Source organism: Halomicrobium mukohataei DSM 12286 (assembly GCF_000023965.1).
In the GTDB taxonomy this organism is placed as follows: Archaea; Halobacteriota; Halobacteria; order Halobacteriales; family Haloarculaceae; genus Halomicrobium; species Halomicrobium mukohataei.
On sequence record NC_013202.1, the window covers coordinates 2,736,159 to 2,756,548 of the forward strand.

The following is a 20,390-nucleotide window of genomic DNA, read 5'->3' on the forward strand; positions in this document are numbered from 1 at the left end:
CCGTTCTTTTCAAGTAGCTCAATCGTCTACGGGTGGACAACGAATGAGCGAGGACTTCTACGAAGTACTCGGGGTCTCCCGGGACGCCAGCGAAGACGAGATCAAAGACGCGTACCGGAAGAAAGCACAGGAGTACCACCCCGACGTCTCCGACGACCCGAACGCCGAGGAGAAGTTCAAGAAGATACAGAAGGCAAAGGAGGTCCTCACCGACGAGGAGAAACGCCAGATGTACGATCAGGTCGGCCACGAGCGGTTCGAGCAGGCCGAGAAACACGGCGGCGTCGGCGGTGGCGGTGCCGGCGGTGCCGGTGGCAGCGGCCCGTTCGGCGGTGCCGGGGGCGGCGGTCCCTTCGGTGGCGGTGGCGGGATGGGCGACATCTTCGACCAGTTCTTCGGCGGCGGCCGCTCCAGCAGCGGGCCCCAGCAGGGACAGGACCTCAAGACCTCCGTCACGATCGATCTCGAAGAGGCCTACGACGGCGTCGAGAAGGAACTCACAGTCCGCCGGCCAGAGACCTGCTCGGACTGTAACGGACGGGGCCACCCGCCCGACAGCGACTCCCGGACCTGCCCGCAGTGTAACGGCCAGGGACAGCAGACGACTGTCCAGCAGACGCCGATGGGACGCGTCCAGCAGACCCAGACCTGCCGGCGCTGTGAGGGCGACGGGACGCTGTACGACGAGACCTGTTCGACCTGTCGCGGCGACGGGACGGTCCGCAACCAGGCGACGCTGACCGTCGAGGTCCCGGCCGGCATCCAGGACGGCCAGACCCTCCGGATGAACGGCGAGGGCGCGCCCGGCGACCGGGGCGCGCGCAACGGCGACCTCCTGATCGAGGTGTCGGTCCGTGACCACCCCGAGTTCGACCGCGACGGCGCGGATCTGCACTACCACCTCCCGATCTCCTTCCCGCAGGCCGTCTTCGGCGACACCGCCGAGGTCGAGACGTTCGACGGCACCGTCGAGTTCGACGTGCCGTCGGGCACCCAGAGCGGCGAAGTGTTCCGCCTCTCTGGCAAGGGGATGCCCCGACTCCGGCGGCGCGGGGAGGGCGACCTCTACGTCGAGGTCCAGGTCGTGACGCCCGACGAGCTGACCGACGAACAGCGCGACGCGCTCAAGCAGTTCGCCGAGGCCGGCGGCGAGGAGGTCTCGGTCGACGAGGGGTTCTTCGAGAAGCTGAAGAACTCGCTGTAGCCGGATCCGCCGTCTTTTCTTACCCCGTCCCTAACTGCCGGCCATGCAGACACTCGGGGACCTCGTCGCCGACGCACGCGACAGCGACGGTTCGCTGTTCGCGTCGAGCGACCGAGCCGCACCGTACAGCTACGCCGACTTCGCGATCAACGTCTGGAAGACGGGGAATCTCTTGCGCCACTACGGCGTCCGCGAGGGGGCTCGCGTTGCCGTCGTCGTCGGTCCGAAAGCGCCGACTGCGGACGACGAACCGGGCTGGCTCGGCGGGACACCGGACCCCGTCCTCGCCGTCCTCGCGGCGGCGGTCGACGGCGCGGTCGTCGATCTCGCACCGCCGACGGCCGTCGACGCGAAGGCGATGATCGCACCCGACGACTGGGTCGCCCGCTACGAGCTGGCACCCGGCACGAAGGCACTGGCCTACGGTGGACCGCCCGACGATCCGACCGTCGCACACCTCGAACGCGAGGCCTGGAGCGAGAACCCACTGGCACCGCCCGCGGCGCTCGATCCGGACGATCCCGTGCTGGCGGCCGACCGCACGTACACCCACGGCGAGTTGCTGGCCGGAGCCGACCGCGTCGTCGACGAGTACGATCTCACCGCAAGCGACGAGGTGACGATCGCCGCGCCCCTGACCGAGCCGGGGACGCTAATCGCCGGTGTGCTTGCCCCCATGCGAACCGGTGCGACGATCTTGCTGGGCGAGGATCAGTCCGGTACCGTAGCTGTCGGGGACGGTGCCTCGACTGGAGCGCGCGTGATCGATCCGAAAAGCGTCCGCTGACTATAGTAGCCGTTGAAAATCAATGCACACCCGATCGCACGACGGCAGTGCGATCGGTGTGTGAATCGTTTCAATTGTTACTATAGTGGCTGGCGCGGTACTCGCCGTGCTTGACGCCGACGAACAGGACGAGCAGTCCGAACACGAGCAGTCCGCCGGTGATACCGAAGCTCAGCGTCTGGGGCATGGGACTGGTGATCGTCCCACCGGCGAGCACGCCGAACAGGACGACGAACGCGGCTGCGGTGACCGTGGTGTTGAACTCCATGTGTGACGCTTAGCTGCTGCGATCAAAAGCCTTGTCGAGACGGTGATTCCCGCGGGCGGTCACGTCGGACGCACGAGGTCGGCGAGCGTGACCAGGATCCCCAGCAGCCAGCCAAGCGGCACCGAAATGGCGAACCAGATGATTGCATGGGCGGCTCCCTCCCGCTCGAAGTTGGCCCGGAGGAACTCCCCGGCACCGAGCGGGTCCATCACGGTGAACAGGAGCCAGCGCGCGAGGCTGTCACTCAGCGGGATCACGGCGTCGGCGACGGCCGGCGAGAACAGCGCCGCGACGACCGGCGGCAGGAAGATCGCCGTCACGCCGAACGGGTACGAGACGAAGACGGTCACCGCTCGTCCGCCAGCGCGTCGCGTGAGCACCGCCAGCGCGGCCGAGACGGTCGCTACGAGGCTGGCGGCGGCGACCGCGACGATTCCGCCGGTCGCGAGGGCGAGCTGGTACCGTGCGAGCGCGATCAGGCCCCCCCAGACGAGCACCGACAGCACGACGACGCCGACGACGCCGAGCCGCGTCGCGGTGCTGTCGACCCGTCGCGTCTGGAACCGGAGAAAGGCACCCAGCAAGACGAGCGGATAGGTCAAAGCGACGACCGGGAGGCCGACGGCCGACCAGAGGCGGTAGAGGGCGAGTCCGAGCTGGCTGTCGGGCGTCCACTTGCCCAGCACGCTCTCGTCCGTGGCCCGCTGGCGGGGATAGACCAGCGCCATCCAGGTCTCGTGAAGCCGTTTGATGTCGATCCGGATCCCCCCGACGATGCCCTGTTCGCTCCCGGCTGACATACTTCGTCGTTTGGGTGGCCCCCATTTAACGGCTTGTGGCTGTGAATCCGTCACCGCAACTGGACAGCACACCGACAGCCGTCAGAGCGGTGTGGTCGCGGGACTCCAGAGCAGTCGTCGGTGGTCGGGGAGCCGTATCGAAGTATATACTACGGGGGACACCCAAGCGCCGCGTATGACAGAGGGTTCAGCCGACGTGTCACGCCGTGGGTTCATGCGGACGGCCGCGGGCGCGGCGACCGCCGCCGGGGCGGCCGGAACCGTGGCGGCCCAGGAAGAGGAGGGCGGCGACGGCGGCGGTGGCGGCACACCGGATTACGGCGGATGGTTAGGCAGCGTGAGCAACTTCGACGAGACGGTCGACGCCACGGGGCAGGACTCGACGACCGTCGAGGTCGGCACCCAGGCAAACGGCGGTGCCTTCGGGTTCGGGCCGGCGGCGGTCCACGTCGACAACGGCGCGACCGTCCAGTTCGAGTGGACCGGCGAAGGCGGCCGGCACAACGTCGTCTCCGATGGCGACGGACCGCTCGACTCTGGCGACGCCGTCGAAACGACCGGCGTCGAGTACGAACACACCTTCGAAGAGGACGGTATCTACCCGTACTACTGTGTGCCCCACAAGAGCCTCAACATGAAAGGTGCCATCGTCGTCGGCTCCGACTACCCCACGGCTGACTCCGGCGGTGGCGGCGGCGGCGGTGGTGGCGGTGGCAGTAGCGCAGCACCGGCCGTCCCCGAGAGCATCAAGTCCCTCGGCGTCGCCGCGTCGGTCGTGATGACCGCGACGCTGGGACTGGCCTACGTGTTCATGAAGTACGGCGGCGACTACGACACGCCGGAGTAGCACACGCCGTCTTCGGCCGAATCGCGCCGCTGTGATCGATTCACGTCGCTATCACGAACGTCGTCCGTGAGCGCCGGCCGATAGTATCAGACGGCGTCGGGACTGGTGTGAATCGTTAGCTCCACGTCGCGCCGACGCCCCTCCAGATCGGCGACGATCCGCTCGACCACGCGCTCTGCCTCTTCCTGGATCAGCGGCTTTACCTTCTCGATCACCCAGTCCATCGACACCAGCCGCGGGAGGTCGAGCGCGCTCGACGACGCCGACCCCGGATCGAAGTTCACCGTCAGTCGCACTTCGGTGGCGTGGTCCTCGTCCTCGGGTCGCTCCTCCGGGAGCGACGTGATCCGCCAGCGACCGGTGGCGTCGAGGTCTTTCGTGATCTTCCAGTCGATCTGGTCCGGCGGATCGACGGCGACGACCTCGGATCTGGCGGTGTAGCTGAGCTTCCACCAGGCAAAGCGGAGCGCGTACTGCGTGCCCGGCGTCCCGTCGCCGCGTTGCTCTACGTCCGTGAGGTACTTCGAGTAGCGAGCGTAGCCGGGGAAGTCCATCAGGAACTCGTAGACTTCCGCTGGCGAGACGTACACGACGGTGCTGACGTCGACGGAGTCCACGGTGACACGTGTGGCCGGGATCGGCATAGGTCTGACCCTCCATCGCGGCTGTCGCCCGACATTATATACTACCCCGCGTCTAACCACCGGCAATGCTTTCGGGAGTGAACGTCGTCCTGGGGGTGACCGGCTCGATCGCGGCGGTCAAGACCGTCGAACTCGCCCACGAGCTTCGCCGACAGGGCGCGACCGTCCGGGCCGTCGTCACCGACAGCGCGTCGGGCATCGTCCACCCGTGGGCCGTCGAGTTCGCGACGGACGGCGAGGTGGTGACGGAGCTGACGGGGGCGGTCGAACACGTCGAACTGTGTGGCGTCGACGGGTGGGGCGACGTGTTGCTGATCGCGCCAGCGACCGCCAACACGGTCGGCAAGATCGCGGGTGCGATCGACGACTCGCCGGTGACGACGTGTGCGACGACGGCGCTGGGTGCGGATCTCCCGGTCGTCGTCGCACCGGCCATGCACGAGCCGATGTACGACCACCCCGGCGTGCTCGACGCGATCGACCGCGTCGAGTCGTGGGGCGTCGACTTCGTGGCTCCGCGCCTCGAAGAGGGGAAAGCGAAGATCGCCAGCGAGGGCGCGATCGTCGCCGCGACGGCGCGTGCAGCCGGCGAGCAGCCCCTCGCTGGCGAGCACGTCGTCGTCACGAGCGGCGCGACGACGGAGTCGATCGACCCGCTCAGGACGCTGTCGAACCGGGCGTCGGGGCGCACCGGTCGGGCGCTGGCTCGCGCTTGCTACGTCGCCGGAGCCGACGTGACGCTGGTCCACGACGGTCCGGACGTGCCCGTCGCGGAGGTCCGTCGCGTCGAGAGCGCCGCCGAGATGACGGCGGCGACCACAGAGGCCTGTGCGGACGCCGACGCGCTCCTCTCGGCGGCGGCGATCTCGGACTACACCGTCGAGCAACGCGACCGAAAGATCAAGTCCGGCGAGCCCTCGCTGACCCTGGAGCTGTCGCCGACGCCGAAGCTGGTCGACGCCGTTCGATCCGAGCGGCCGGACCTGCCGATCGTCGGCTTCAAAGCCGAGACCGACGTGGACGACGAGACGCTCGTCGAACGGGCCCGCGAGATTCGCGACCGCGTCGACATGGCGTTCGTCGTCGCCAACGACGCCGATGTGATGGGTGCTGAGCGTACGCGGGCGCTACTCGTGGGCGACGACGTATCGACCTACGAGGGCGACAAGCAGGGCCTCGGACGGCGGGTCGCCGCGGAGCTGACGGGGCATCTCTAAACGCCACGCACGGCGCGTGGGACTCCGCGAACTGACAGACGAAACTGGATCCCGAAATAGTTATGCGTGGGCCGAAGTACCTCCAGAACGAGTCGAAACACGCGTCAACGATCCGTATTCGGACTGGACAACTGTGACATCAAACACACGAACGTTCCTGGTTCCGGTCGCCAAGTCGGTGACGTTACGCGACACCGTCTCGTACGCGATCGAGACGGCCGGTGACGCGGCCGAAACCGGGGAAGCGACCGTTCACTTCGTCGTCGTCGCCAGTGGCAGAGCTATCGATCCCGACGGCCCGGACGAGCTGGCCGCCGACAGGGAACTGCTCGAACGAGTCGAGGCCTGGGCCCAGGAAGACCGCAGCGAGGCTGACGGGATCGCCGTCGAGACCGACATCGTCGGCCTCGACAGATATCTCTTCTCTCCCGGCGAGTACGCCGAGACGCTCATCGAGTACGCGACAGCGCACGGGGTCGACCGGATCGTCCTCGATCCGGAGTACGATCCCGGCGGCTCCGCGCCGATGTTGCGTCCGCTGCAGGTCGATCTCGCGCGCAGCGAGATCGAGATCGAAGAGGCACCGGTCGAGCGACAGACCCGCAGAACCGTACTCGCGCGTGCCGAGACCCTGCGGAAGGCCGCCGTCGTCTTCGGCGCGTCGCTGCTGTTTTACCTCGTTCTGGGATCGCTGTCTCTGTTCGACGTACTGACCGGAGCGGTGACGGCCGGCATCGTCGCGGTCCTGCTGGCCCCCGTCGCCTTCAGCGAGCAGCCGTCGTTCGGGCGGCTCGCACGACAGCTCGTGCGAATGGCGCTGTACGCTCCTTTCCTGCTGTGGGAGATCACGAAGGCCAACGTCGAGGTCGCGTACGTGGTGTTACACCCCTCGCTGCCGATCGACCCCAAGATGGTGCGCCTCCGGGCGGCCGTCTGGGGGGATACGCCGGTGACGACGCTGGCAAACAGCATCACGCTCACGCCGGGAACGCTGACCGTCGACGTGGCAAGGCGCTCGTTCACGATCCACTCGCTGACCCAGTCGGCGCGGGACGATCTCTTCGACGGCGTGCTCGAACGGGCCGTTCGATTCGTCTTCTACGGCCGTGCCGCCGCTCGGATCGCGAGCCCCGCCGAGCGCGACGACGGGGAGGTAGTCGATGATTGAACTGACCACTGCCCTGCAGGGCGTCGCGGCGCTGTTCGTCTGTTTCGCCGTCGTCGCCCTCTACCGCGTGTATCAGGGACCGACAGCCCACGACCGCGTGATCGCCGTCAACGTCGTGGGTACCAACACCGTCATCGCCATCGCGTTGCTCGCAGGTGCGTTCGACGACCAGCTGTTCCTGGACGTGGCGCTGGTCTACGCGCTGTTGAACTTCCTGCTGAGCATCGCGTTCTCGAAGTTCAACGTCGAGCGCGGGGGTGTGCTGTGATGGAGCCGATCGGCTGGCTCGCCGTCGGCCTCGGGGTCGCCGGTGCCTTCTTCGGGTTCGTCGCGGCCGTCGGCCTGGTGCGACTGCCCGACGTGTACACCCGCACCCACGCGGCCTCCAAGAGCGACACGCTGGCCGCCGTGCTGTCGCTGGCCGGCGCTGCCATCGCGATCCAGTCGGAGCTGGCGACGATCAAGGCCGTCCTGTTGCTGGTGTTCATCTTCCTGACGAACCCGACGGCCGCCCACGCCATCGCTCGCGCTGCCGACGACCAGGGCATCGAACCGTGGACGACCGACGACACGGAGGTGACTGACAGTGCCGACGACAGTTGAACTGGCCTTGCTCGTGTTCGTCCTGGGCTGTGCGCTCGGGACGGCGGTGCTGCGTGACGTGCTGGCCTCGGTGATCGCCTTCGCGGCCTACAGCCTCGGGGTCTCGATCATCTGGATCGTCCTGCAGGCACCCGACGTCGGCCTGACCGAGGCCGCCGTCGGGGCCGGCGTCATGACGATCCTGCTGCTGATGGCGCTTGCCAACACGTCCCGGCCCAGCGAGGATCGGCGCTTCGAGTCGATCAGTCTCCGGACGGCGATCGTCGTCCTCGTGTTCGTCGCCGTCATGGCCTCGACGATCCCGGCGCTCCCGGCCATCGGTGGCCCGGACAATCCGGTCGTCGACGGCGAGGTGAGCCAGTACTACCTCGACAACGCCTACGACCAGACGGAGGTCCACAACGCCGTGACCGCGGTACTCGCGGGCTATCGGGGACTGGACACGCTCGGCGAGGCCGTCGTGGTCTTCGTCGCGGGCGTGGCGACACTGTCGGTGCTCCGACGGGAGGACTTCGCATGAGCGACGCCGAACAGCCCGGTCTGTACGTCGAGAGTACGGTCATCATGACTACGGTGCGGGTCGTCACCCCCTTCATCCTCACCTTCGGCCTCTTCATCATGTTCCACGGGGCCGACTCGCCCGGCGGCGGGTTCCAGGGCGGCGTCATCGCGGGCTCAGTCGTGATGATGCTGGCGTTCGCCTACGGGATCGAGGCCACGCGAGACTGGCTCGACAGTCGGCTCGTCGTGGCGATCGCCTCGCTTGGCGTGCTCACGTTCGCCGGGATCGGGCTCGGATCGATCCTGCTCGGTGGCACGTTCCTCGAATACCACCTGTACCCCATCGAGAAGGCCAGCAAGTACGGCATCGAGCTCGTCGAGCTGGGGATCGGCGGGATCGTCGCCAGCGTTATTATCGGTCTGTTTTTCGTGATCGCGGCCGGCTTCGGCCACGCGATCGACGGAGGTGACGAGTCGTGATCGACACGTTCCTGACACACTACAACTACTACGCGGTCGTCGCGTTGCTCGGGATCGGCGTCTACATGCTCGTCGAGTCGAGCAACCTCGTGAAGAAAGTCATCGGGATGAACGTCTTCCAGACGGGGATCTTCCTGTTCTTCGTGACGACGGCCTACCGGAGCGGTGCCGGTCCGGCCGTCGTCTACGAGGGGGCGGGCCCGTACGTCAGTCCGCTCCCGCACGTGCTGATCCTGACCGCGATCGTCGTCGGCGTGAGCCTGACGGCCGTCGCGCTCGCCCTGATCGTCCGCATCTACGCGGAGTACGGGACGCTCGACGAGGAGGTGCTGCGAGAACTCGACCATGATTGAACACGCTCCTGTCCTTGTGATCGCGCTGCCGATCGTCGGCGGCGCGCTCCCGCTACTGTTCGGACTGTTCACCGACCGTCTCGGCTGGCCGATCGCGACGGTAACGCTGTTGGGCCAGACCGTCCTCGCCGTCGCACTGGCGATGACGGTGGTCGACGGCGGCGCGGTGTCGTACGTCCCGGGCGGGTTCGTCGCCCCCTACGGGATCGAACTGGTCGTCGACGGGCTCTCGGCGGTGGTGCTCGTCCTGATCGCCGCCGTCTCCCTTGGCGTGCTCGCGTACGCTCGTCGGGCGGGGCCTCACGCGGACAGCTTCTACGCCCAGTACCTGCTGCTGGTCGCAGGCCTCTCCGGGATGACCGCCACCGGCGACGTGTTCAACCTCTACGTCTTCCTGGAGATCACGGGACTGGCCGCCTACGGCCTCGTCGCGAGCGGCCGGTCTGCCAGTGCCGCCGTGGCCGCGCTGAAGTACCTCATCGTCGGGACGATCGGCGCGTCGCTGTACCTGCTCGGTGCGGGCTACCTGCTCGCGGCGACGGGAACGCTCAACATGGCCGATCTGGCGGGCAAGCTCGCCGAGGCGGGCTACGGCTCCACGCTCGTGCTGACGGCCTTCGGACTGATGGTCGGCGGGCTGGCGGTCAAGGTCGCGCTCTACCCGCTGCACACGTGGCAGCCAGACGCCTACGCCAGCGCCCACGACACCGTGAGCACGCTCATCTCGGCGCTGGTCTCGACGGTCGCGGCCTACGCGCTGGCACGCCTGCTGTTCTCGGTCTTTACCGTCGGCTTCTTCGACGCCGTGCCGATCGCACAGACGGCGCTGTTGACCGTCGCCGCGGTCAGCATCGTCGCCGGGAGCCTGCTGGCCGTTGCCCAGTCGGACGTACAGCGAATGCTGGCGTACTCCTCGGTGTCGCAGTTCGGGCTGGTGATCGCCGGGTTCGCCGTCGGTACGCAGGTGGCCATCGTCGGCGCGCTCGTCCACCTCGTGGGCCACGCCGTCATGAAAGGCGGGCTGTTCGCCGCGACCGGGATCGTCGAGCGACGGACCGGCGCACGACGGCTCACGGAGTACGCAGGACTCGGCGAGCGGGCACCCGTCACGGCGGCCGGCATCGCCGTGCTCCTGTTCGCGATGGTCGGCGTCCCGCCGGCAGTCGGCTTCGTCGGCAAGTGGTACATCGTCGTCGGCGCGGTCGAAGCGGGCACGTGGTCGCTCGTCGTCGTCTTGCTCGCGAGTACGCTGCTGACGCTCGCGTACTTCGCGCGGCTGTTCGAGCGGATGTACTTCACCGCGCCGCCCTCGGCCAGTACCACGGACGTGACGCCGATGCCGGACGGCGGTGACGGACGCGAGGCGGTGTCGACGGGGATGGTGGCCGTCGTCGTCGCCGCGGCCCTGCTCGCGGTCGTCCTCGGCGGGACCGCGCCCTTAGTCGAACAGATCGTCGAACAGACTGTCAGTACTTTCCCACACCCATGATCGATCCTTCACTGCGACCGGTACTCGCCATTCTGGCGTCGTTGCTGGCGATTCCGCTGATCTTCGCCACGAGTAGCAGACGGAACCTCCGGGAGGGCGTGACGATCGCAGCCGCGCTGACGAAGTTCGGCCTGATCGCGAGTCTCGTCCCGAGCGTCGTCTGGGGCGGCGAGACCTACGAGTACGCACTGTTTACCCTCGCCAGCGGCATCGAACTGGCACTGGAGGTGGACGCGCTCGGCCTGCTCTTTGGCCTGCTGGCGAGTCTGCTGTGGATCGTGACGAGCTTCTACAGCATCGGCTACATGCGCGGCCTCGACGAGCACGCACAGACGCGGTACTTCGCCTCTTTCGCCGCCAGCCTCGCTGCCGCCGTGGGCGTGGCCTTCGCCGCGAACCTCCTGACGCTGTTCGTCTTCTACGAGCTGCTGACGGTCGCGACGTACCCGCTGGTCACCCACGACGAGACTGACGAGGCCCGCACGGCCGGCCGCAAGTACCTCACGTACACCTTCGGGGGCGGCGTCGCAGTGCTCGCCGGGACGGTGCTGCTGTTCTGGGCGACCGGCACGACCGCGTTCACGCCCGGCGGGATCGCCGAGCTGGCGACGACCGACCCGGCGATCGCTCGCGCCATCTTCGCGCTGCTGGTGACCGGCTTCGGCGTCAAGGCCGCGTTGATGCCGATGCACTCCTGGCTGCCCGACGCGATGGTCGCGCCGACGCCGGTGTCGGGGCTGCTCCACGCCGTCGCCGTCGTCAAGAGCGGCGTCTTCGGGCTCGCTCGGGTGATCCTCGACGTGTTCGGCCCCGAGACCGTCGAGAGCCTGGGCGTCGGGTTACCGCTTGCCGTCGTCGCGACGGCGACGCTGCTGATCGCGAGTATCATCGCGCTCGGTCGCGACAACCTGAAGCGCCGGCTCGCGTACTCGACGATCAGCCAGCTCTCCTACATCGTCCTCGGGCTCGCCTTGCTCAAGGAGAGCGCGCTGATCGGCGGACTCTTGCACATCCCCGCTCACGCGTTCATGAAGCTCACGCTGTTTTTCTGTGCGGGCGCGATCCACGTCGAGACGCACACGGACGACATCTCGGACATGGCCGGGATCGGTCGGCGGATGCCGCTGACGATGGCCGCCTTCGCCGTCGCGAGCGCGGGGATGGCCGGCATTCCCCTGCTGGCCGGCTTCGTCAGCAAGTGGTATATCGTGATCGGCGCGATCGAGGGCGGCGGGTGGTTCTTCGCCGGGGCCCTGCTGCTCTCGGGCGTGCTCAACATCGGCTACTTCTGGCCGGTCGTCTACCAGGCGTACTTCGAGTCGCCAGACGACCACGACGAGAAGCCTCTCGTCCGGGGGATCTTCGGCGGCCAGACCGCGGTCGAGACCGACGGGGGCGAACCGGTCGGCGCGGCAGACGGGGCCGAGACCGGCGACCACGATCACACCGACGACGAGCCAGAGCCCTACGAAACGGACCACCTCGGCAAGTACGACGAGGGGCACGACCACCACGGCGGGCCGCCCGAGGGTGGCTGGACCGCCGCCGGCTGGCGGGGCGGTGAGAGCACGTGGTTCATTCTCGGCCCGATCCTGGCGGCGGCGACCGGGGCAGTCGTCCTGGGAATCGTCCCCAACACGGCGGTCTTCCTGGAGATCGTCACAACCGTCGTCGACAATCTGGGGGTGATGGTCTGATGACCGGTCTCGCGACCGTCCCGCCAGTGTTCGTCCTGCTGGCGGTCGCGCTGCTGGTGGCCGTGCTCCCGCGGCGCGTCGGCCACGGACTGGGGATCCTCGCGACGGGCGCGCTGGTCCCGTGGTCGCTGTCGATCTCGGCCGGCGTCTACCACGACGTGACCTTCCTTGGGTTCGACGCCGTCTTGCTGAACGTCGACGAGTTCTCGCGGCTGATGGGCCTGATCTTCGGGATCATCGGTGCCGTGGCGGTGCTGTATTCGCTGGCCAGCGACGCCGAGCGAGTCCAGACGGCCTTCGCTCTTTCCTACGTCGCGACCAGTGTCGGCGCGGTGTTCGCCGGTGACTGGCTCACCCTCATCTTCTTCTGGGAGCTGATGGCCGTCACCAGCACGCTGCTGGTCTGGCACTACGGCGGCAAGGCCGTCCGGGCCGGCTTTCGCTACGCCCTGCTCCACGGCCTCGGCGGCAGCCTCCTGATGGGGGCGATCCTCTGGCACTACAGCGTGGCGGGGACCTTCCTCTTTACCGGCGAGGGAATTGCCGCCGGGCCGGCCGCGATCCTGGCCGCGCTGGGGATCGGCGTCAACGTCGGCTTCGTGGGCCTGCACACCTGGCTGCCGGACACCTACCCGCGCCCCCACATCGCCGCGAGCGTGTTCCTCTGTGTGTTCACGACCAAGACCGGCGTCTACGGGATGTATCGCGCGTTCCCCGACGGCCACCTCCTGATCGCCTACATGGGCGGTGCGATGGCCGTCTTCGGCGTCTGCTACGCCCTGCTGCAAAACGATATGCGCCGGCTGCTCTCGTATCACATTCAGTCACAGGTGGGCTACATGGTCGCCGGTGTCGGCATCGGATCAGTACTCGGCGTCGGCGGTGCCTTCGCCCACGTGTTCAACCACATCCTCTACAAGGCCCTGCTGTTCATGACTGCCGGGGTCGTCATCTACCGGACCGGCGAGGAGAGCCTGAAGAAGCTGGGCGGTCTGGCCCGCGAGATGCCGATCACGGCCGGTGCGTTCAGCGTCGCGGCCCTGTCGATCGCCGGCTTTCCCGGCTTCAACGGCTTCGTCAGCAAGGGCATCGTCATCTCGGCGAGTCACTACGACTTCAAGAAGGAAGCGCTGGTCCACGTCGGCGAGTACACCGGGCTAGAGTTGCTCCTCTTGCTCGGCGGCGTGGGCACGTTCATGTCGTTCATCAAGTTCGGCTACTACGCCTTCTTCCACGGCGAGCACGACGGCGAGGTGAGAGACGCCAACCGCGGCCAGAGCGTCGCGATGGTCGTCGTCGCCGTCCTCTGTGTGGTCTACGGGCTCTACGACACGGCGCTGTTCTCGATTCTCCCCGTCGACGTGACCGCGGCGAGCCTCGCACATCCGTACGAGACCTACACGATCCCCCACGTCGCCGAGGGCGTCGTCCTCGCGGTGCTTGGCCTCGTCGGGTTCTACGCCACGAAAAAGCCCCTCTCGAAGCTCGGACGCGTGCCGGACCTGGACCGCATCTACAACCCGGCGGTGTTCTACGGCGCGCGCGGCGTCGTCCTCGGGACGATCCGACTGTACGGCGCGGTCGACCGCGTCGCCGTCCGGACGGCGACCACCGCGACCGCCGTCGCGACCCACCCCGAACGGGTGGCCGAACGGTTCGGAGCCAACAGCCAGGACGACGGTCCCGTGACCCTGCGGGCCGGCATCGGCCTCAGCGTCCTCGTGCTCGCGCTGTTCGTCGCCGTCGGGCTGATCCTGCTGTTCTGACCGCGATCCTCGGGGCCCGAATCCCCTGCCGAAACGGAACCACCGACAGACGAACGCTGCCGTTCATTCTCTTCGTTGATTCTGTCGCCAACCCGCCGCTGAAGCCCGAGAACAGCGTCTCAAGCCGTGCCTAATTTTCTGCTTTGATACTGGCGCAAGAGCCTTTATTTACCTGTCTCAGGTATCTCTGGACAAGCGCGTGAGCACCGGACGGCGCGTCGCAGATGGGATGTCGTGACGACACCCCCGACCGCTCGCCGGCAGGCGCGCGACGAACGGAGACAACACATGGACGTGAAAGCACTCTTCGACGACGACGAGGCCGTGAGCCCGGTGATCGGTGTCATCCTGATGGTGGCCATCACCGTGATCCTCGCGGCCGTGATCGCAACGTTCGTCCTCGGGCTCGGGGACCAGATCAGCAACACCGCACCGCAAGCCAGCTTCAGCTTCGACTACACTGAAGATGGAGGTAGTAACGGGGACACCCTTCAAGTGACCCACAACGGCGGTGAGACGATCTCACCGAACGAGCTCAAGGGGGCTGCGTCAGGTGCTACGGACTCTGACAACCCCAGTACTGATTACTCGTACGTGGGGGACCTATTCGAATCCAGCAGCTACTCGGATGTAAACGCTGGCACGAGCGATACAATCGACCACACGTTCTTCGAGGATTCCGGCGGAAGTAATCCCTCCAGCCTCGACCTCAGCGGCGCGACCGTCCGCGTCACCTACCAGCCCGCAGACGGCGGGAACTCCGCGACGCTCGGTCGCTGGGACGGGGCCGACGCCTAACTGACGCCGCCTTTTCTCTCGGTTTCGCTCGTTATGTCAATCAAGAGGGCAACCGCCGTGGTTATATAGGATCATCCCACATTCCAGTTGTACGAAGGATGGTCGCGTGGGACTGCACCGGCTGGGGGCCGATACACTGTGAGTAACGCCGACGCAACGCAGGCGACGGGCACACCCCGAACGCTCTCGAAGGGCGAGATCTTCGAGGTACTCCAGAACAAGCGGCGGCGCTACGTCATCCAGTACCTCCGTCGACACGGCGGCCCGGTCGAACTCGGAGAGCTGGCCGACTACGTCGCCTCCCTGGAGTACGACTGCCCCCAGACCAACGTCACGTCGACCCAGCGAAAGCGCGTGTACACCACGCTCCAGCAGACCCACCTCCCGAAGATGGACAAGGCCGGCATCGTCGCCTACGACGCCGACGACGGCGTGATCCAGACGACGCCACAGACCGACGACCTGACGGTGTACCTGGAGATCGTCCCCGGCGGGGAGTTCCCCTGGCGAGAGTTCTACCTCTCCTTTGGCGCGGTGAGTCTGGCGATCATCGCCACGCTGTGGCTCGGCGTGTTCCCGTTCACGATGGTCTCGCCGCTGGTGTGGGCGACGCTGTTCGCGGCGATCCTCACCGCCGCAGCGGCCTACCACACCGTCTCCGGCCGGACGATGACGCTCACGGAGTACGACGAGGCCGTCGACGACTGCGACGGCGAGGCCGACGAGGAGTGACGCCGTCGGGCGTCGTCGCGTGCGCGCTCGAACAAAACCCAACGACGAAGACCGGCGGCGGGCTCATAGTCGAGTGACGATTGCAGGCCAGCTGCCACATCGGCCTGTCGTACTCCCGGCGGTAATGCCACGTCACATCGACGTACACGCTATCGGATTGCCGCTGTCATAAAACGTCTACAGTAAAAAGTCTGCTAACCGATTATGCGGTTGGACCGCTATCGGTCGTCAGCGTAGTCGACGTATCGCTACCGGGTTCCTCGTAGACGAGCGAAATTTCGTAAGCATCGCCGTTAACACCGACTATTGTTGACATCCCAGCTTTAATCAGCGACGTGGACCCTGCATCTGCCCCATCATTCCAGCTATCACCTTCGCTCTCAACAGCAGTGGACGAACTGGCACTATCAACATCACCACGGAAAACAATGTTTTGGGCCTCGATCTGGTCTCCTCCCTGGTGAGTTACTGTCACTTCACCTTTGTCCGAGTCATATTCAAATCCAAAGCTCGCCTGTGGTGCTTGGCTCGTCTGATCGCCGAGCCCGAGAACGAACGATGCGATCACGGCCGCGAGGATTACAGTGATAGCCACCATCAGGATGACCCCGATGACTGGCGACACTGCGTCGTCGTCGTCGAATAATCGTTTCAGATCCATATTGTCCACTCCTGTCTCTTACCCGGTATGTATTAAAGGGTCCAGTCGGTTTGGCAGTGATTACTGCTCTCAAGCTGGTGTTGAAGGTCCCAAGTGACCCTTGGAAAGAGGATATCACTACTTGAAAAGGCAGTCCATCCACTATATCTCACTCCCCCGTGGATACTGTTGGACGGCATTTCTCGATGAAATAGGGGGGCCGCTACTACCGATTGCAAATCTGCAAATGGGTTCGCCGTCTCAGATAGTGAAGATTTCACAAAGAGATCGCCAACAGTACGAGGATTTTTCCACCGGTGAGCGGCGGCGCTACCTCGTCGTCGACCGCGACAGCTTTATTTCCCGTGTCGCACTGCCGTGATACGATGGACGTAGACCGGGCCGTCGTCTGGGGAGTCGTCGGACTCGTCGTGGTGACGACGCTCGTCTCCGGGCCGCTCGTGGGGGCCGTCGATCTGACGAGCGACGCCGAGACGCCCGCGTACGGTGTCGGATCGGTCACGGTCGAGTCGGCGTCGCTGCCAGAGCGGTCGACGCTGACGGCGGGGCGGTTCGGAGCCGGCGAGTACAGGCTGCAGGTGCCCGACGCCGCGGTGGCGGTCGCCGCCGTCGAGGGCCGGCCGTTGCTCGTCTACAAGCTGGAGATCAGCGAGCGCGGGTACACGCGATCGACGACGCACTTCCTCTCGGCGGAGAACGTCGGCTCGTACGCGGCGTCGATGTCCGACGACACGTTCGCGCCGGACACGGTGAATCAGACGGCCTACGACGGCCGGCTGTCGCTGGTCGTCCGCGCGAACGACAGCAGCCGCGTCGTCGCGGAGCGCTCGATCAGGGTGGAGGTGATCGAATGATCGACCGCGAGCGGGCGACGCGACTGCGCGGGCTGTCCTACCGGTTCCTCTTTGGCGACCGCGTCGGGCTACTCGTCTTTCTCGGGAGCCTCTGTCTGTTTCTGGCGCTGTGGCGCACGGCGTTTCTGATCAACGACTCTTACACGATCGCCAACGGGCTGGCCGCCGTCGCCGACGGCAGCGTCGCGCTGACGGAGCCGGCGTACGGCTCGCTCCGGTCGCCGGGGACGAACTTCTACGGCGGTTCGACGTACTCGCGCAACTACGGCGTGATCGTCCTCTCGCTGCCCGTCCTCTACGCACTGGGCGGGATCGAGGCCGTCGCCGACCTCCCCGTCGCGCTGGTGGCGCTCTGGTCACTGCTGGTGTACGGGACTGTACTCCTCGCCGGCCGGCAGTTCGGTCGCGAGCGCCTCGCACGGCTCGGCGGCGGCTGCGTCGTCGCCGCGGTGTTCCTGCTCAACGTCGCACTCGTGGAGCCGATCAGCCCCGTTCCCCGCCATCTACTCGCGTTGCAGTTGCTGCACGCGACCGCCGCCGCGTTCGTCGGCGTACTGGCGTTCCGCCTGCTCGCCTTCACCGACAGTCGACGACGGGGGCTCGTCGCCGCCGTCGCCGCCGTAGGTGGGACGCCGCTGGCGTTCTGGGCGACCGTACCCAAGCGCCACGTCGTCACGGCCGCGGTCGCGCTGGCGGTCGCGTTCGGGCTGGTGTACAGCCGCGACGCCGATCGCGACTGGGCCTTCGAGGCACGGGCCGTCTGTTACGCGCTGCTGGCGCTGCTGGCGTGGATTCACGCCCCCGAGGCACTGGTCCTGTTCGTCCCGTTCGTGCTCGTCGACGTACCGACCGCGCCGGACAACGGTCCGCGGACTCTGGGTGTACTCGGCGGCGTCTTCCTGCTGGCGCTCGTCCCGCTGTTCGTGACGAACACGCTGATCACCGGCGATCCGCTGACCGTTCCCCGGATGCTCCGGACCGTCAGCCAGGGGAGCGACATCTCGCTCACCGGCGATCTGTCCTCTGGAGACGCGTCTGGCGGTGGCGACACGACAACCCTCCCCCGGTTCGTGCTGGTCGGGATCGGACTCGTACAGTCTGCAGTCGAACCGCTCACGAAGCTTCTCGCACTCTTTCGGGCCGGTATCCACTCGCTACAGACGGACCCGACAGACGCGTATCGAACGCTGGTTCGGAGCGGGTACATCGAGCACGTCGCCGAGCGCGCCGAGGGGACTCCCGAGGCGAACCTCACGCTGCTGGAGTCGTCCCCCGTCCTCGCGACGATTGTAGCGGCGGTTTCGACCAGCTTCGTCGCAACCAAACGATCGATCGAACGGCGATCACTGCCAGACGGCGTCACGTCGGCCGACGCGTTCCTCGCTCTCGCTGCCGTTGCGCTGACGCTCGTGTACATCGGTTCACTCCCGCTCCACGCACAGGTGACTGTTCGGTACCTGTTCCCCGTCGCTCCCATCCTCGTCTGCCTCGCCGTGCGGCTCCCACCGGTTGGGCGAGCGCTCGACGCCCACTGGCGGACGGTGCTCTGGAGTTGGAGCGCTGGCGTGCTGATCGGCGGCCAGCTCGTCCTCGTCGCGCTCGTCGCGCTCGACGTGGGCCGTGCCGAAGCGTTCCAGTTTCACGCCGTCCTCGGCCTCGCCGTGGCGCTGGCCCTGGGCAGCTGGTCGCTGGTCTCCGTCGCGACCGAGCGCTTCGACTGGATCGGCGCGGCGCTGTTCGGGCTGGCGCTCGCGTCGTCGACGGCGTTCGTCGGGTTCGCCGCGATCGAGTACTTCGGTCTCGGCGGCGCACACGCGTTGCCGATGGTGCGGGCGCTGGCCGACGCGATCCCGCTCCGTTGACGACGGGTTTTTGTGCCGGCTCGAAGTACCGCCGACATGGATCAGCTCAAGCAGTCGCTGTTGGACGCACCCATCATCGAGAAGGACGGCTACCACTACTTCGTGCATCCGATCAGCGACGGCGTTCCGATGCTGCGTCCCGAACTGCTCCGCGAGATCGTCATCAAGATCATCCGCAAGGCCGAACTCGAAGACGTCGACAAGATCGTCACGCCGGCCGCGATGGGCATTCACATCTCCACTGCGGTCTCGCTAATGACGGACATCCCCCTCGTCGTCGTCCGCAAGCGCCAGTACGGCCTCGACGGCGAGGTATCGCTCTCGCAGGTCACCGGCTACTCGGAAAACGAGATGTACGTCAACGACGTCTACGAGGGCGACCGCGTGCTCGTGCTCGACGACGTGCTCTCGACCGGCGGCACGCTGGCCGCGCTCACTGGCGCGCTCGAAGACATCGGCGCGGACATCTGTGACATCGTCTGTGTCATCAAGAAGGAGGGCGGCGAGAACAAGCTCGCAGACGACGGCTACCACGCGAAGACGCTCATCAACGTCGACGTCGTCGACGGCGAGGTCGTCGTGGTCGACGACTACGGCGACGACTAAAAGCGCCGTCTTCACTGTCGGTCGCGACGAAACCGAACTGGAACGAATCGCCGAAAAACACGAGCGGGACGGGCCGAGGCGTCCGTTCGAGTCCTTCGGCCCGTTCCGTCGCTCGGACAGAGCGACGCGGCGCGCGCTGTCGCGGCCGCCGTGCCGCGACGACCTTGCGCGAGGGATGAGCGACCGGAGGGAGCGAATCGGTTGGGGAGGCGTGTGGCTGTCGCGTCTGCTGGCCTGGCGGACGAACGGGCGAGGCGCGGTCGGCGGTTCTGCGCGGGCGCTATCGAACGAGCGTCGCGAGTGACGATATCCCGCACAGAACCGTCGAGCGAGTCGAGGGCGTTCAGTAGACGATCCGCCTCGCCGTCGTGATACTGTCGGCGGTGCCGTGCAGACAGAGTCGAACTCTCTCGACAGCCGTTCTCTACTCGACTGGATACTGCCCGACTCACTCGTCGCTCTACATCTCGTTCGGTCGGTCGCTCAGAAACTATAGTAGCCATTGAAAGTCAATGCACACCCGGTCGCACGACAGCAGTGCGATCGGTGTGTAAATCGTTTCAATTGTTACTATAGCGGGAGGTGGATTTGAACCGGAATCAGACGTGCTCGCTTCGCTGCGCGCGACTAATAGGGTACAAATCCACTCGGCGTAGATTTGCCGCTCGCGAGTTTGCTCGCGGCAAAATATAGCGGGAGGTGGATTTGAACCGGAATCAGACGTGCTCGCTTCGCTGCGCGCGACTAATAGGGTACAAATCCACTCGGCGTAGATTTGCCGCTCGCGAGTTTGCTCGCGGCAAAATATAGCGGGAGGTGGATTTGAACTTGGGGAAGAAATGCTCGCTCACTTCGTTCGCTGCGCGTTCCGTCCCGAGTTCAAATCCACGCTGTGCTCTCTTTCCCGACGCCGAACTCGTCGCTTCGCTCCTCGGTTTGGCGTCGGTAAAATATAGCGGGAGGTGGATTTGAACCACCGATCTACGGGTTATGAGCCCGCCGGAATCTCCTGGCTATCCCATCCCGCTACTATCTCGTATCGTCTCCCCCTGA

At 66.3% G+C, this 20,390-nt stretch carries 22 protein-coding genes and 1 tRNA gene; 18 read left to right on the forward strand and 5 right to left on the reverse strand.

Annotation, left to right across the window (positions count from 1 at the left end; translation table 11 throughout):
• The first annotated feature begins 43 nt into the window (after positions 1-43).
• Together dnaJ and HMUK_RS13805 are read left to right on the forward strand one after the other, a co-directional pair.
• Entirely contained in the window at positions 44-1,204 is a 1,161-nt protein-coding gene (gene dnaJ / locus HMUK_RS13800; RefSeq protein WP_015763797.1) for a molecular chaperone DnaJ, read from the forward strand.
• A 43-nt stretch (positions 1,205-1,247) separates the two neighbouring features.
• The gene (locus HMUK_RS13805) at positions 1,248-1,991 is read left to right on the forward strand and encodes an acyl-CoA synthetase family protein (protein ID WP_015763798.1); all 744 of its coding nucleotides are present in this window, start codon (positions 1,248-1,250) and stop codon (positions 1,989-1,991) included.
• A gap of 70 nt (positions 1,992-2,061) precedes the next feature.
• Here HMUK_RS13805 and HMUK_RS13810 read toward each other — a convergent pair whose 3' ends face one another.
• Both HMUK_RS13810 and HMUK_RS13815 read right to left on the reverse strand, forming a co-directional pair.
• Positions 2,062-2,259, reverse strand: a complete 198-nt coding sequence (locus HMUK_RS13810) for a DUF7333 family protein (protein ID WP_015763799.1) — start codon at positions 2,257-2,259, stop codon at positions 2,062-2,064.
• Positions 2,260-2,318: 59 nt separating this feature from the next.
• Positions 2,319-3,059, reverse strand: a complete 741-nt coding sequence (locus HMUK_RS13815) for a hypothetical protein (protein WP_015763800.1) — start codon at positions 3,057-3,059, stop codon at positions 2,319-2,321.
• Positions 3,060-3,234: 175 nt separating this feature from the next.
• On the opposite strand from HMUK_RS13815, the gene HMUK_RS13820 reads away from it, so the two are divergent.
• Positions 3,235-3,906, forward strand: coding sequence for a halocyanin domain-containing protein (locus HMUK_RS13820; protein ID WP_049940845.1), 672 nt, complete (start codon positions 3,235-3,237; stop codon positions 3,904-3,906).
• 86 nt (positions 3,907-3,992) lie between these two features.
• Here HMUK_RS13820 and HMUK_RS13825 read toward each other — a convergent pair whose 3' ends face one another.
• Positions 3,993-4,550 (reverse strand): SRPBCC family protein, encoded by a 558-nt coding sequence (locus tag HMUK_RS13825; protein WP_015763802.1) that lies wholly within the window; start codon positions 4,548-4,550, stop codon positions 3,993-3,995.
• Between the two features lie 65 nt (positions 4,551-4,615).
• Between HMUK_RS13825 and coaBC the strand changes: the two genes are divergently transcribed.
• The 12 genes from coaBC to HMUK_RS13885 all read left to right on the forward strand — a co-directional run bounded on the left by coaBC (position 4,616) and on the right by HMUK_RS13885 (position 15,354).
• On the forward strand, positions 4,616-5,767 hold the full coding sequence (coaBC, locus tag HMUK_RS13830) for a bifunctional phosphopantothenoylcysteine decarboxylase/phosphopantothenate--cysteine ligase CoaBC (RefSeq protein ID WP_015763803.1): 1,152 nt from the start codon (positions 4,616-4,618) through the stop codon (positions 5,765-5,767).
• Between the two features lie 133 nt (positions 5,768-5,900).
• Positions 5,901-6,935: a monovalent cation/H+ antiporter subunit E gene (locus HMUK_RS13835; RefSeq protein ID WP_015763804.1), complete on the forward strand. Its 1,035-nt coding sequence runs from the start codon at positions 5,901-5,903 to the stop codon at positions 6,933-6,935.
• Positions 6,928-7,203: a cation:proton antiporter gene (locus HMUK_RS13840; protein ID WP_015763805.1), complete on the forward strand. Its 276-nt coding sequence runs from the start codon at positions 6,928-6,930 to the stop codon at positions 7,201-7,203. Before HMUK_RS13835 ends, HMUK_RS13840 begins: the two co-directional genes overlap by 8 nt.
• Positions 7,203-7,538 carry a monovalent cation/H(+) antiporter subunit G gene (gene mnhG, locus HMUK_RS13845; RefSeq protein WP_015763806.1) on the forward strand — a complete coding sequence of 112 codons (336 nt, stop codon included), beginning with the start codon at positions 7,203-7,205 and terminating at the stop codon, positions 7,536-7,538. Before HMUK_RS13840 ends, mnhG begins: the two co-directional genes overlap by 1 nt.
• Complete coding sequence (locus HMUK_RS13850) at positions 7,522-8,058, forward strand: DUF4040 domain-containing protein (RefSeq protein ID WP_015763807.1); 537 nt, start codon at positions 7,522-7,524, stop codon at positions 8,056-8,058. The genes mnhG and HMUK_RS13850 overlap by 17 nt, the downstream gene beginning before the upstream one ends.
• Positions 8,055-8,519 carry a Na(+)/H(+) antiporter subunit B gene (locus HMUK_RS13855; protein WP_015763808.1) on the forward strand — a complete coding sequence of 155 codons (465 nt, stop codon included), beginning with the start codon at positions 8,055-8,057 and terminating at the stop codon, positions 8,517-8,519. Before HMUK_RS13850 ends, HMUK_RS13855 begins: the two co-directional genes overlap by 4 nt.
• On the forward strand, positions 8,516-8,872 hold the full coding sequence (locus HMUK_RS13860; RefSeq protein WP_015763809.1) for a cation:proton antiporter subunit C: 357 nt from the start codon (positions 8,516-8,518) through the stop codon (positions 8,870-8,872). Before HMUK_RS13855 ends, HMUK_RS13860 begins: the two co-directional genes overlap by 4 nt.
• Complete coding sequence (locus HMUK_RS13865) at positions 8,865-10,361, forward strand: monovalent cation/H+ antiporter subunit D family protein (protein WP_015763810.1); 1,497 nt, start codon at positions 8,865-8,867, stop codon at positions 10,359-10,361. The genes HMUK_RS13860 and HMUK_RS13865 overlap by 8 nt, the downstream gene beginning before the upstream one ends.
• Positions 10,358-12,058, forward strand: a complete 1,701-nt coding sequence (locus HMUK_RS13870; protein WP_015763811.1) for a cation:proton antiporter — start codon at positions 10,358-10,360, stop codon at positions 12,056-12,058. Before HMUK_RS13865 ends, HMUK_RS13870 begins: the two co-directional genes overlap by 4 nt.
• On the forward strand, positions 12,058-13,824 hold the full coding sequence (locus HMUK_RS13875; protein WP_015763812.1) for a Na(+)/H(+) antiporter subunit D: 1,767 nt from the start codon (positions 12,058-12,060) through the stop codon (positions 13,822-13,824). Before HMUK_RS13870 ends, HMUK_RS13875 begins: the two co-directional genes overlap by 1 nt.
• A 288-nt stretch (positions 13,825-14,112) precedes the next feature.
• On the forward strand, positions 14,113-14,622 hold the full coding sequence (locus HMUK_RS13880; protein WP_015763813.1) for a type IV pilin: 510 nt from the start codon (positions 14,113-14,115) through the stop codon (positions 14,620-14,622).
• Between the two features lie 138 nt (positions 14,623-14,760).
• Positions 14,761-15,354: a DUF7344 domain-containing protein gene (locus HMUK_RS13885; RefSeq protein WP_015763814.1), complete on the forward strand. Its 594-nt coding sequence runs from the start codon at positions 14,761-14,763 to the stop codon at positions 15,352-15,354.
• 202 nt (positions 15,355-15,556) lie between these two features.
• Here the strand turns inward: HMUK_RS13885 and HMUK_RS13890 are convergent, their stop codons facing one another.
• Positions 15,557-16,015, reverse strand: coding sequence for a type IV pilin (locus tag HMUK_RS13890; RefSeq protein WP_015763815.1), 459 nt, complete (start codon positions 16,013-16,015; stop codon positions 15,557-15,559).
• Between the two features lie 365 nt (positions 16,016-16,380).
• Here HMUK_RS13890 and HMUK_RS13895 point away from each other — a divergent pair, with 365 nt between their 5' ends.
• From HMUK_RS13895 to hpt, 3 genes are read left to right on the forward strand one after another with little or no spacing between them, the layout of a single operon-like run.
• Positions 16,381-16,869 carry a hypothetical protein gene (locus tag HMUK_RS13895; RefSeq protein ID WP_015763816.1) on the forward strand — a complete coding sequence of 163 codons (489 nt, stop codon included), beginning with the start codon at positions 16,381-16,383 and terminating at the stop codon, positions 16,867-16,869.
• The gene (locus HMUK_RS13900; protein WP_015763817.1) at positions 16,866-18,731 is read left to right on the forward strand and encodes a hypothetical protein; all 1,866 of its coding nucleotides are present in this window, start codon (positions 16,866-16,868) and stop codon (positions 18,729-18,731) included. The genes HMUK_RS13895 and HMUK_RS13900 overlap by 4 nt, the downstream gene beginning before the upstream one ends.
• 36 nt (positions 18,732-18,767) lie before the next feature.
• Complete coding sequence (gene hpt, locus HMUK_RS13905) at positions 18,768-19,337, forward strand: hypoxanthine/guanine phosphoribosyltransferase (protein ID WP_015763818.1); 570 nt, start codon at positions 18,768-18,770, stop codon at positions 19,335-19,337.
• A gap of 953 nt (positions 19,338-20,290) precedes the next feature.
• Here the strand turns inward: hpt and HMUK_RS13910 are convergent.
• Positions 20,291-20,365: transfer RNA gene (locus HMUK_RS13910), tRNA-Met, on the reverse strand.
• Between the last annotated feature and the right edge of the window lie 25 nt (positions 20,366-20,390).

What these genes read in the sequence shown, in the direction of transcription:
- dnaJ (WP_015763797.1), top strand. Translation starts at nt 44, where the DNA reads ATGAGCGAGGACTTCTACGAAGTACTCGGGGTCTCCCGGGACGCCAGC.
- HMUK_RS13805 (WP_015763798.1), top strand. Translation starts at nt 1,248, where the DNA reads ATGCAGACACTCGGGGACCTCGTCGCCGACGCACGCGACAGCGACGGT.
- HMUK_RS13810 (WP_015763799.1), bottom strand. Translation starts at nt 2,259, where the DNA reads ATGGAGTTCAACACCACGGTCACCGCAGCCGCGTTCGTCGTCCTGTTC.
- HMUK_RS13815 (WP_015763800.1), bottom strand. Translation starts at nt 3,059, where the DNA reads ATGTCAGCCGGGAGCGAACAGGGCATCGTCGGGGGGATCCGGATCGAC.
- HMUK_RS13820 (WP_049940845.1), top strand. Translation starts at nt 3,235, where the DNA reads ATGACAGAGGGTTCAGCCGACGTGTCACGCCGTGGGTTCATGCGGACG.
- HMUK_RS13825 (WP_015763802.1), bottom strand. Translation starts at nt 4,550, where the DNA reads ATGCCGATCCCGGCCACACGTGTCACCGTGGACTCCGTCGACGTCAGC.
- coaBC (WP_015763803.1), top strand. Translation starts at nt 4,616, where the DNA reads ATGCTTTCGGGAGTGAACGTCGTCCTGGGGGTGACCGGCTCGATCGCG.
- HMUK_RS13840 (WP_015763805.1), top strand. Translation starts at nt 6,928, where the DNA reads ATGATTGAACTGACCACTGCCCTGCAGGGCGTCGCGGCGCTGTTCGTC.
- mnhG (WP_015763806.1), top strand. Translation starts at nt 7,203, where the DNA reads ATGGAGCCGATCGGCTGGCTCGCCGTCGGCCTCGGGGTCGCCGGTGCC.
- HMUK_RS13855 (WP_015763808.1), top strand. Translation starts at nt 8,055, where the DNA reads ATGAGCGACGCCGAACAGCCCGGTCTGTACGTCGAGAGTACGGTCATC.
- HMUK_RS13865 (WP_015763810.1), top strand. Translation starts at nt 8,865, where the DNA reads ATGATTGAACACGCTCCTGTCCTTGTGATCGCGCTGCCGATCGTCGGC.
- HMUK_RS13870 (WP_015763811.1), top strand. Translation starts at nt 10,358, where the DNA reads ATGATCGATCCTTCACTGCGACCGGTACTCGCCATTCTGGCGTCGTTG.
- HMUK_RS13875 (WP_015763812.1), top strand. Translation starts at nt 12,058, where the DNA reads ATGACCGGTCTCGCGACCGTCCCGCCAGTGTTCGTCCTGCTGGCGGTC.
- HMUK_RS13880 (WP_015763813.1), top strand. Translation starts at nt 14,113, where the DNA reads ATGGACGTGAAAGCACTCTTCGACGACGACGAGGCCGTGAGCCCGGTG.
- HMUK_RS13890 (WP_015763815.1), bottom strand. Translation starts at nt 16,015, where the DNA reads ATGGATCTGAAACGATTATTCGACGACGACGACGCAGTGTCGCCAGTC.
- HMUK_RS13895 (WP_015763816.1), top strand. Translation starts at nt 16,381, where the DNA reads ATGGACGTAGACCGGGCCGTCGTCTGGGGAGTCGTCGGACTCGTCGTG.
- HMUK_RS13900 (WP_015763817.1), top strand. Translation starts at nt 16,866, where the DNA reads ATGATCGACCGCGAGCGGGCGACGCGACTGCGCGGGCTGTCCTACCGG.
- hpt (WP_015763818.1), top strand. Translation starts at nt 18,768, where the DNA reads ATGGATCAGCTCAAGCAGTCGCTGTTGGACGCACCCATCATCGAGAAG.